Raw genomic sequence first — 9512 nt, forward strand, 5'->3', positions numbered from 1 at the left:
ATATAATATATATGCTGAAAAAAACAAAGATTGTCTGCACCTTAGGCCCAAGTTCCAATACTCCGGAAATTATCGAAAAGATGATTCAAGCCGGTATGAACGTTGCCCGTTTTAATTTCTCCCATGGTTCTCATGAAGAACATAAACAGCGCATCGACATGGTCCGCGCTGCCTCCCGGAAACTAGGCATCCCGGTTGCATTGCTCCTCGATACGAAAGGCCCGGAAATCCGCCTGGGCAAATTTAAGAATGGTTCGATCATGATGGAAGCCGGCAATGACTTTATCTTGACGGCCCGAGATGTAGATGGCGATGAAACCATTGCCTCCATGAACTATAAAGAATTACCGCGGGACGTCAAAGCCGGCGACCACATTCTCTTATCAGACGGTTTAGTCAACTTAGAAGTTGTCAGCGTCGAAGGCGAAGACATCCATACGAAGATTCTCAACAGCGGCAAGATGAGTAATCGCAAACGCGTTGCCGTACCGGGCATTGCTATTAATTTGCCAGCTGTTTCCGAAAGCGATGCCGACGATATAGAATTCGGCTGCCGTATGAACATGGACTGGATCGCAGCTTCCTTCATCCAGCGCGGCAAAGATGTCCTGACGATTCGCAAGATTTTGGAGAAACACGGCAGTCATATGAAGATTGTCTCTAAAATCGAATGTCAGACAGCTGTCAACAACATCGACGACATCATCAAGATGAGCGACGGTATCATGGTTGCCCGCGGTGACCTCGGCGTCGAAGTACCTGCTGAAGAAGTGCCGATGCTCCAGAAAGTCCTCATCCACAAATGCCAGACTGCGGGCAAGCCGGTCATTACGGCTACGCAGATGCTGGAATCTATGTGCAATTACCCGCGTCCGACCCGTGCCGAAACGAGCGACGTCGCCAATGCCATCTTCGACGGTACGGACGCCATCATGCTCAGCGGTGAAACGGCTGGCGGTCTCTATCCGGTAGAAGCTGTTGAAACCATGGCCCGCGTCGCTGTCTTTACGGAAAGCAACTTCACGCCGAAAGCATATGAAGACGCCAGTTCCGAATCGACGTCAACGACTGAATCCATCGGCAAGGCTGTCGTCAAGATTGCCAAAGACCTCCACGCTGCCGCTATCATCGCCTCGACCGAACGTGGCGGCACAGCTCAGATGATCTCTAAATTCCGTCCGGACTGCTCCCTTATAGCCGTATCGCCGCATGAAGCCATTGTCCGTCGATTGCAGCTCAACTGGGGCGTCCAGGCTGTTATCGGAAAAGAAGCCAGCGATACCGATGCTGTCGTCGATAACGCCATCTTTGCAGCTCTCGACAACGACCTCATCAAAGCCGGCGATCTTGTCGTTCTTACAGCCGGTGTTCCCGTTGCTACAGCCGGTTCGACCAATATGATCCGCGTACAGGTCGTTGGTGACGTCCTTCTCCGCGGTACCGGTATCGGCCGCAATTCCGCTATTGGAAAAGTCTGCATCGCTGAATCGAAAGAAGACCTGGAAAAGAACTTCAGCGACGGCTGCATTCTCGTCCTCCGTTCGGCTTGTGCTGACTTTGCAGACTATATGAAACGGGCCAGTGCCATCGTCTCTGAAGAAGCCGGACTCACCAGCGAATCGGCTATCGTCGCCATTACCCTTGGTATTCCGACTGTCGTCGGTGCAGCTCATGCCTCAGACACACTGGAAAACGGTGAAATTGTCACTGTAGATGCCAGCCGCGGCACCATTTTTCGCGGCGAAGCAAACGCACGGTAGTAAATAACCGGGGAGGGCTGATAATGAATCTGACAATCTTAGGGACGGGAAATGCGACGGTGACTCATTGTTATAATACGTGTTTTGTCCTCGATGAAGGTGATCAATACCTGCTCATCGATGGCGGCGGCGGGAACGGTCTCTTGCAGCAGCTGGAAAAGGCTCATTTGCGCTGGCGGGATATGCGGACGGTCTTTGTCACGCACAAGCACATGGACCATCTTCTGGGGATCCTCTGGCTCATGCGTATGATGTGCCAGTCCTGGCGGCGCGGGACCTACGATGGCGAAGCCATCATCTACGGTCACGAGGAAGTCGTTTCCCTGTTGCACGCGATGGGAAACGCCCTGCTGTCCTCGAAAGACAGTGCTTTCCTCGATGACCGCCTGCATTTCGTTACGGTATCCGATGGGGAGACACACCAGCTTATTGGCCACGACGTGACCTTTTTCGATATCCGCTCGACGAAGGCCAAGCAATTCGGCTTTTCCCTGCAGCTCTCTGATGGTAAACTGACCTGCTGTGGTGATGAACCGTATCAGCCTTGGGAAGAAGGCTATGTCCGGGACAGCAAATGGCTCCTTCACGAAGCCTTCTGCCTCGATGCTGAAGCGCATATCTTTCATCCCTATGAAAAGCACCATTCCACCGTCAAAGACGCCTGTGAAACGGCGGCCCGGATGGGGGTACAGAACTTGATTCTGTACCACACGGAAGACAAGGACCTGACCCATCGCCGCCAGCGTTACTATGATGAAGGACACCAATATTACCAGGGGAATCTGTACATTCCCGATGATTTGGAACTTTTTCGGAACCTGTAAAGAATTTATAAGAATACTATGATGAAAGCAGACCTCAGAGTCTGCTTTTTTGGTACGCCCGGAATGGGCGCACTTTAATGGGTGGAAGTCCTTGGGCCGTCTGGTAGAGGAAAGGCCATAGCCAAGAGCAAGGGTGCCCATCATCAAAATATTGTAAAATATCTCTTTTTGGGGATACTAATTGAAATATAATATTTAACAGAATATTTATTCATAAAACATAAGAATATAAAATAATTTAAAAACATATAAATATTAAAGAATATCAGCGCATAGATGGTGCGCTGATATTCTTTTTTTGCTATTTTGTATCAAATACAGTTCGATTTATTTTTGCAACTAAAAATCAAAATAAGTGAATATATAGTGCATAATGTACCGTTTTAACGTGAAAAATATCAGCATATTGTTATGATAAACTTATCCTAGTCTTACGAAAATATGAGAAAATATGTTGTGAAATAGAAATATAAATGATAAAATGAAACAAAACATATGTATGAGATAATAAAGTAAAATAAAATAAATTTACTTTATTAATGCATATTTATTTAAAAAAGGAGGTGATTAGATTGAATAGAATTTATAAGATTATATTCAATCGATCTAAAGGGCAATACCAGGTAGTTTCAGAACTGGCAAAAAATGGCGGGAAAGGATCTGCAAAATCGTTATTGAGAACGATTGTCGGTTATCGGGGGGGGTATTTACTAGAACGGTATTAACCGCGTTATTGATGTTTGGGAGTGCCTATAGTGTCCAGGCTGCGAGTGTCCATGACGGTGACTTGTTGAATGGTGGAACTAATATTACAGTAACGAAAGATGATGGAACCAATACGATTACTATATCGGCAGATGGTGTGGCGACCACTACAGAATTGAATACGGTAAAGGCTGTTGTACAGAAGAATCAGGATGATATTGCTGGAAACACTACAAAGATTAGTGGAAATACTGACAATATTACCGCTAACAGTACCGCAATAGCTAACAATAAGGCCGGAATCAGCCAGAATTCCAATGAAATCCAGCAAAATAAAACAGATATTGCAGTGAACAAAAAGGCAATTGCAACTAACAGCGGAAAAATCGACAATAATACGGCCGATATTACAGAGCTAAAAAATGTAAACTCTGCATTGGGACTAGACAAAACGAAACCGGGAATGAAGTACTTCCGTGCTAATTCTACAGGAGAAGACGCTGAGGCTGCGGGAAAAGATGCTGTTGCCATTGGAGTCAGTGCAAAAGCGAATGGTACAGGCTCGGTTGCGCTGGGCGATGATGCCCGGTCTGCTTCCTCGGCTGGAAACAGTATTTCCATTGGCCGGAAAGCTATCAGCGGCTCCTTTAATGGTATGACCGCTGACGGTGACAGTTCCACTGTGGTCATAGGCGGAGGAAAATCCAGCATATCTATCGGTGATGCGGCCAATGCCCGGGGAAATTCCTCTATTGCACTAGGTGATGGAGCGACAGTTTATAATGATGGGACCAATGCCCAGCTCAACAGCAGCAGCGTGGCAATTGGAACTGAGGCCAGTACGGTTGCTTCGAATCATGCAATTGCGATGGGCAATAACGCTGGTGTAACGAAAAATAGTCATAGTGCCGTGGCAGTGGGAGACAGTGCAAAGGCCGGTGCAGAAGGTGCTTTGGCCTTTGGCAAAAGTGCAGCTGCTTCCGGTGTAGACAGCATGGCAGCTGGAACAGAGGCTGCAGCGACTGGAGCAGATGCCCTTGCTATGGGTAAGAGTGCACAAGCTAGTGGGACCGATGCCGTTGCTATTGGGAACGGAGCCGCTGCTGGCAGCAGTGCTTCTGTGGTTTTAGGTAAAGATGCCAGTGCCAATGCCGTCCGGTCTGTCGTACTTGGTCCTGACGCAGGGGTAGGTATGGTAGGGGACGTATTAGGAGCAAAAGGATCCCATGTAGTCATTGGAGACGGTGCCGGCAACAATATTGACGGACAACAGAATATTGCAATTGGATATAAAGCAGGAAGTGATGTCAAAAGCGATCATAATGTAGCCATTGGCTCTGAAGCTGGGACAAATATCGGATCAGGCGGAAACACATCGGAAGGAAAAAATGTCTCCATTGGTTATCATGCCAATAAAAACGATTCCGCTGTATCACGGATTCAGTCTACGGCCCTGGGCAGTGAGACAAACGCTTCTGATGACGCTGTAGCCGTAGGCTATCAGGCCCAGGCGAATGGAAATGGATCTACGGCAGTTGGGTTTAACGCCCAGGCTGCAGATGCAGCCAGTGTGGCTTTAGGGCAGGGAGCACAGGCTTCTGGTGGGAATGTTGCCATCGGCAATGATTCCGTAGCGAATGCCGCTATGATCAGTGGTAATGGATATCTGACGGGGCAGGCAGCCCCTAAGACGGCTGTTTCAGTCGGCAGTGCATCGGCTTTGCGCCGCATCACCAATGTTGCTGATGGGGCACTGGATCAGGATGCCGTTACGGTGGCACAGCTCAAAAAATCAATCGACGCTACGGTAGCCCAGGTCAATGCCAATGTTTCTTCGGCAACGGCAAGTGGAGTATATTATGATACGGTCACTTCCGGAGATGGAGACAGCATTACTCTTCGGAATACTGATAACAAAGGAACAAAAATCCATAATGTCGCTGCAGGAACACTGGGGACCGATGCAGCCAATGTAGCCCAGGTCAATGAACTTGTGGATACGGCAAAGACCCATTACTATTCTGTAAAATCTACCAATCTGAATAACTATGACAACGATCTGGCTACGGGTGAGGATTCCATGGCAGCTGGCGTAAGTGCCAAAGCTTTAGGGGACAGAAGTGCTGCCCTGGGAAATAATACAGAAGCGCAGAGTCTTGGCAGTATCACAGTAGGAGCCGGCTATGAAAATCCTGATAACCCGGGCAGTCTGAAACAGACTCTGGCCATCAGTGGGTATCAATATAATACGGCAATTGGGGCTGGTGCGCAGGCTGCCGGAAATCATTCTCTGGCTATAGGGACTTTGGCAACCTCCTCTATAAAAAATGGTGGAAGCAGCGTAGATAAAGCTGTGGCCATTGGCTATTCTGCTGGCGTTTCTGATGACAAAGCCATCGCCATCGGCAGCGATGCCAAGAGCAACAGCAAAAGTGCTTCCGCTATGGGTGATACGGCTCAGGCACTGGCAGAAAATGCTCTCGCAGTGGGGACAAATGCACAGGCAGAAGGTGTTTCTTCTGGGGCAATCGGCACTAAAAACCGGGTTACGGGAGCAAATACCTATGTTTTGGGCAGCCAGAACAGTACGGCTGCAACAGGTACAGCTGCTGATGTAAGTGCTTCGAATTCGGGAATCTTTGGGAATGAAAACCGAATGGAAGGGGACAGCAATCGCATTGTTGGGAATCAAAACGTACTGAAAATGGAATCCCTTTCCAATAATCCTGCCAACCCGAAAACCTTTGAAAATATTTTTGTAACGGGCAATCAGAATATGGTTACCGGGGATCCGGATACAAGTACAGCAGGCGATGCGGGCAATGTATCTGATATCGTTATTACCGGTTCAAAAAACACCATCCGGGCCAAAAATCAGAAAAACAAGGATTTGACGGATATCCAAATCCTTGGCAGTCAGAATACCCTTGATGCCACGACTCAGAATACGGATTTGTCCAATACCCAGATTTTGGGCAGCCATGTAACAGCAACTTTGGGGAATTCCGTCTATCTTGGCAGTAATTCTGCTTATACTGTATCGGGAGCTACTACGAAAGGAAAGGATGCTTACAGCAGCAACGGAACCTATCAATATGCCGGGGGGACGCCTGCTGGTATTGTAACGGTGGGATCCGTGGGGAAAGAACGGCGCATCCAGAACGTTGCGGCTGGTCTGGTCAGTGTAAAGAGTACGGATGCTGTGAACGGAAGCCAGCTTTACAGCATGACGCGGCCTCTGCGGTTTGCCGGTGATAATTCGACTATTGGAACTGCTTCGGAAGCAGATGTCAATGTACTCCATCGCGGTTCTGATCAGGCTATGTCCCTTTTGGGTGGTGCTGACAGCAGCAATTTAAGTGATAATAATATTGGTGTAGTCGCTGATTCTGCCAATAATACGATGAACGTGAAACTGGCAAAAGATGTGGTTGGGCTGAACAGTATTACATCAAAAACGGTAAACGCTGAGACGGTAAAAGCCGGAGATACAACGATAAACAATCAGGGAGTGACCATAACTGGCGGACCTTCTGTGACCAAGGAAGGAATCAATGCGAACGGCACGAAAATTACTAATGTGGCTGCTGGTACAGTGGATACAGATGCTGTCAACGTAAGTCAGTTGACGAAACAATCTGCTGATTTAACGGAAAAAGGGTTCGGATTAAAGGATCAGGATGGGAATATCGTCCACAAGTCTCTGGGAGAGGATATTGAAGTTACCGGGGACGGCAAAAATATTTCTACGAAAGTGGAAAACGGAACGATGAAAGTGGTCCTGAACGATGATTTAAACGTGAACAGTGTGACGACCACCGACGCAGACGGAAATCAGACCATGACCCAGGGAAGCGGCATGACCATTACGAATAAAGACGGAAATAAGACAGTCATTGATGCCAGCGGTATTACGATTACTCCGAAAAATCCTGCAGCCGGGACTTCAGCAGTTTCTTTGACAGAAAAGGGGCTGGATAATGGTGGCAATCAGATTCACAATGTGGCTGCCGGTACTGCTGGAACGGATGCGGTGAATGTCAGCCAGCTGAAAGATGAAATTGCCAAGAACGCCACTAAATTAGTAGACGGAAAAAATACTACCGTTACTGGCACTGGTAAAGCAGAAAATCCGTACATGGTTAATGTCAATGACAATCTCAACCTGGGTGAAAATGGCGAAAATGGCAAAGACGGTTCCATCGGTGTGGCTGGCAAAGATGGCTCAGTTGTTACCATCAATGGGAAAGATGGCTCTATCGGAATGAATGGAAAAGACGGAAAAGATGGACTTACCATGAAATCGGCCAAGGGCCAGGATGGCGTGGATGGTATTAATGGTGCCGATGGTATGACCCGGATTGTCTACGAAGATGATGCACAAGTCGCCCATGAAGTTGCCACGCTCGATGATGGACTGAAGTTTGCTGGAAATACAGGATCTGTAGCTAAAAAACTGAACAGCACCATGACAATCAAAGGAAATGGCACAAAAGCAGATACGGAATACGATGCTTCCAACATCAAGACTGTAGTGGATGCAGATGGAAACCTGGTTATCGGACTGGATAAGAATCTGAAAGCAGATACGGTTACCGTGGGCGGTCAGGGCAAAGACGGCGCTGATGGCATCAATGGAGCTATGGGGGTAAAAGGTGCCGATGGCAAAGATGGGGTTACCATTTCTTCTGTAGGTAAAGACGGAACCAATGGCACGGATGGTCATATTGGCATCAATGGCAAGGACGGTGCTTCTGCTGACATCCATGTTGTCAAAGGTGCGAATGGAGTAGATGGCACCGATGGTTACAATGGTACTGGCGGTATCGACCGGATTGTCTATGAAGATCACAATGGGAATACCCAGACGGTTGCCACGATGAATGACGGCATGAAATATGGTGGCGATGTAGGGAATGTAATCAATAAAAAACTCAATGGTCAGGTAAATGTAGTCGGGGGCATTACGGATTCCTCCAGACTGACAACGGAAGACAATATCGGAGTGGTATCTGATGGCATCGATAACCTGAAAGTGCGCCTTTCAAAAGATTTAAAAGGACTGGATACGGTTACGACGAAGACCGTTACAGCAGATACGGGGAATATCACGACGGTAAATGCCAGCACTGTCAACGTGGGAGACACTACCGTAACGACGGGAGGGATGACAATCCAGAATGGTTCTGCCGGTCAGGATGTTACCCTTAATAAAGACGGGTTGAATAATGGCGGAAATAAGATTACCCATGTAGCTCCTGGAGATATTTCATCGACCAGTACTGATGCCGTAAACGGGAGTCAGTTATACCGGGCGGAAACACGGATCAGTAAATTGGGAGATCAGGTGAACCGCGTCGGTGCCGGTGCTGCAGCTCTGGCAGGACTGCATCCATTGGATTTTGATCCCGATGATAAATGGGACTTTGCTGTTGGCTACGGTAATTACAAAGATGCCCATGCCGTAGCTGTCGGGGCATTTTACCGGCCCAATGAGGATACGATGTTCAGCGTAGGTGGATCCTTCAGCGGAGGAGAAAACATGGTGAATGCAGGCGTTAGTTGGAAGTTTGGTCAAAAGAACCATGTATCCCGCTCTCGTGTTTCTATGGCAAGGGACATGCTGGCCATGAAAGCCCAAATAGAAGTGCTCACTAAAAAACTGGCTGCTTATGAATCGGGGCAAAATGTCAAAGCTGTTCCCAATCCAGCCAATAGCATGATGTTCCCCGATGTACCTGAAAACCACTGGGCCTACCAATACGTGAAAACATTGGCTGAACGGGGGTATTTACAAGGATATCCGGATGGAGAATTTAAGGGCGACCGGGCCATGACCCGTTATGAATATGCCGCAATTATTTATCGGGCTTTGCAGAATGGAGCACCTTCCGATGGTGATATGGCTCGCTCTGTAGATGAGTTTGGACCTGAATTGGTTAAAGTGCAAAATATTGACCGCTTCCGCGTAGATCGTATTTCCGGCAAGGACAATGACCGGCATAAGGTAGAACGCGTCCGTATTAATGATAAAGACAATGAAGCTCAGAATGATTATCGTGATGTATATGGATCACATATCCAGAAATCACAAGAAACAGTAAGATAGGTAAAAAGAATGGGGCTAAATGATATGCTTCCCCTATGATGACAGTTTTATTTTTTTACTGTCTCTCATAGGGCGAGCATATCAAAAACTCATTTTGTTACAGACCCCAATTTG

General features: G+C 47.7%; 4 protein-coding genes. All 4 read left to right on the forward strand.

The annotated features are described in order from the left end of the window. The first annotated feature begins 11 nt into the window (after nt 1-11). The 4 genes from pyk to B2U90_RS10990 all read left to right on the forward strand — a co-directional run bounded on the left by pyk (nt 12) and on the right by B2U90_RS10990 (nt 9398). Entirely contained in the window at nt 12-1760 is a 1749-nt protein-coding gene (gene pyk / locus B2U90_RS10975; RefSeq protein ID WP_292017797.1) for a pyruvate kinase, read from the forward strand. Between the two features lie 23 nt (nt 1761-1783). After that, nucleotides 1784-2584 (forward strand): MBL fold metallo-hydrolase, encoded by an 801-nt coding sequence (locus B2U90_RS10980; protein ID WP_170087931.1) that lies wholly within the window; start codon nt 1784-1786, stop codon nt 2582-2584. A gap of 539 nt (nt 2585-3123) precedes the next feature. Next, nucleotides 3124-3309, forward strand: a complete 186-nt coding sequence (locus B2U90_RS10985) for an ESPR domain-containing protein (protein WP_292017798.1) — start codon at nt 3124-3126, stop codon at nt 3307-3309. A 65-nt stretch (nt 3310-3374) separates the two neighbouring features. Then, nucleotides 3375-9398 carry a YadA-like family protein gene (locus B2U90_RS10990; protein ID WP_292017799.1) on the forward strand — a complete coding sequence of 2008 codons (6024 nt, stop codon included), beginning with the start codon at nt 3375-3377 and terminating at the stop codon, nt 9396-9398. Nucleotides 9399-9512: the final 114 nt, after the last annotated feature.

This window comes from Megasphaera sp. UBA4233 (genome assembly GCF_002395615.1).
Lineage (GTDB): Bacteria > Bacillota > Negativicutes > Veillonellales > Megasphaeraceae > Megasphaera > Megasphaera hexanoica.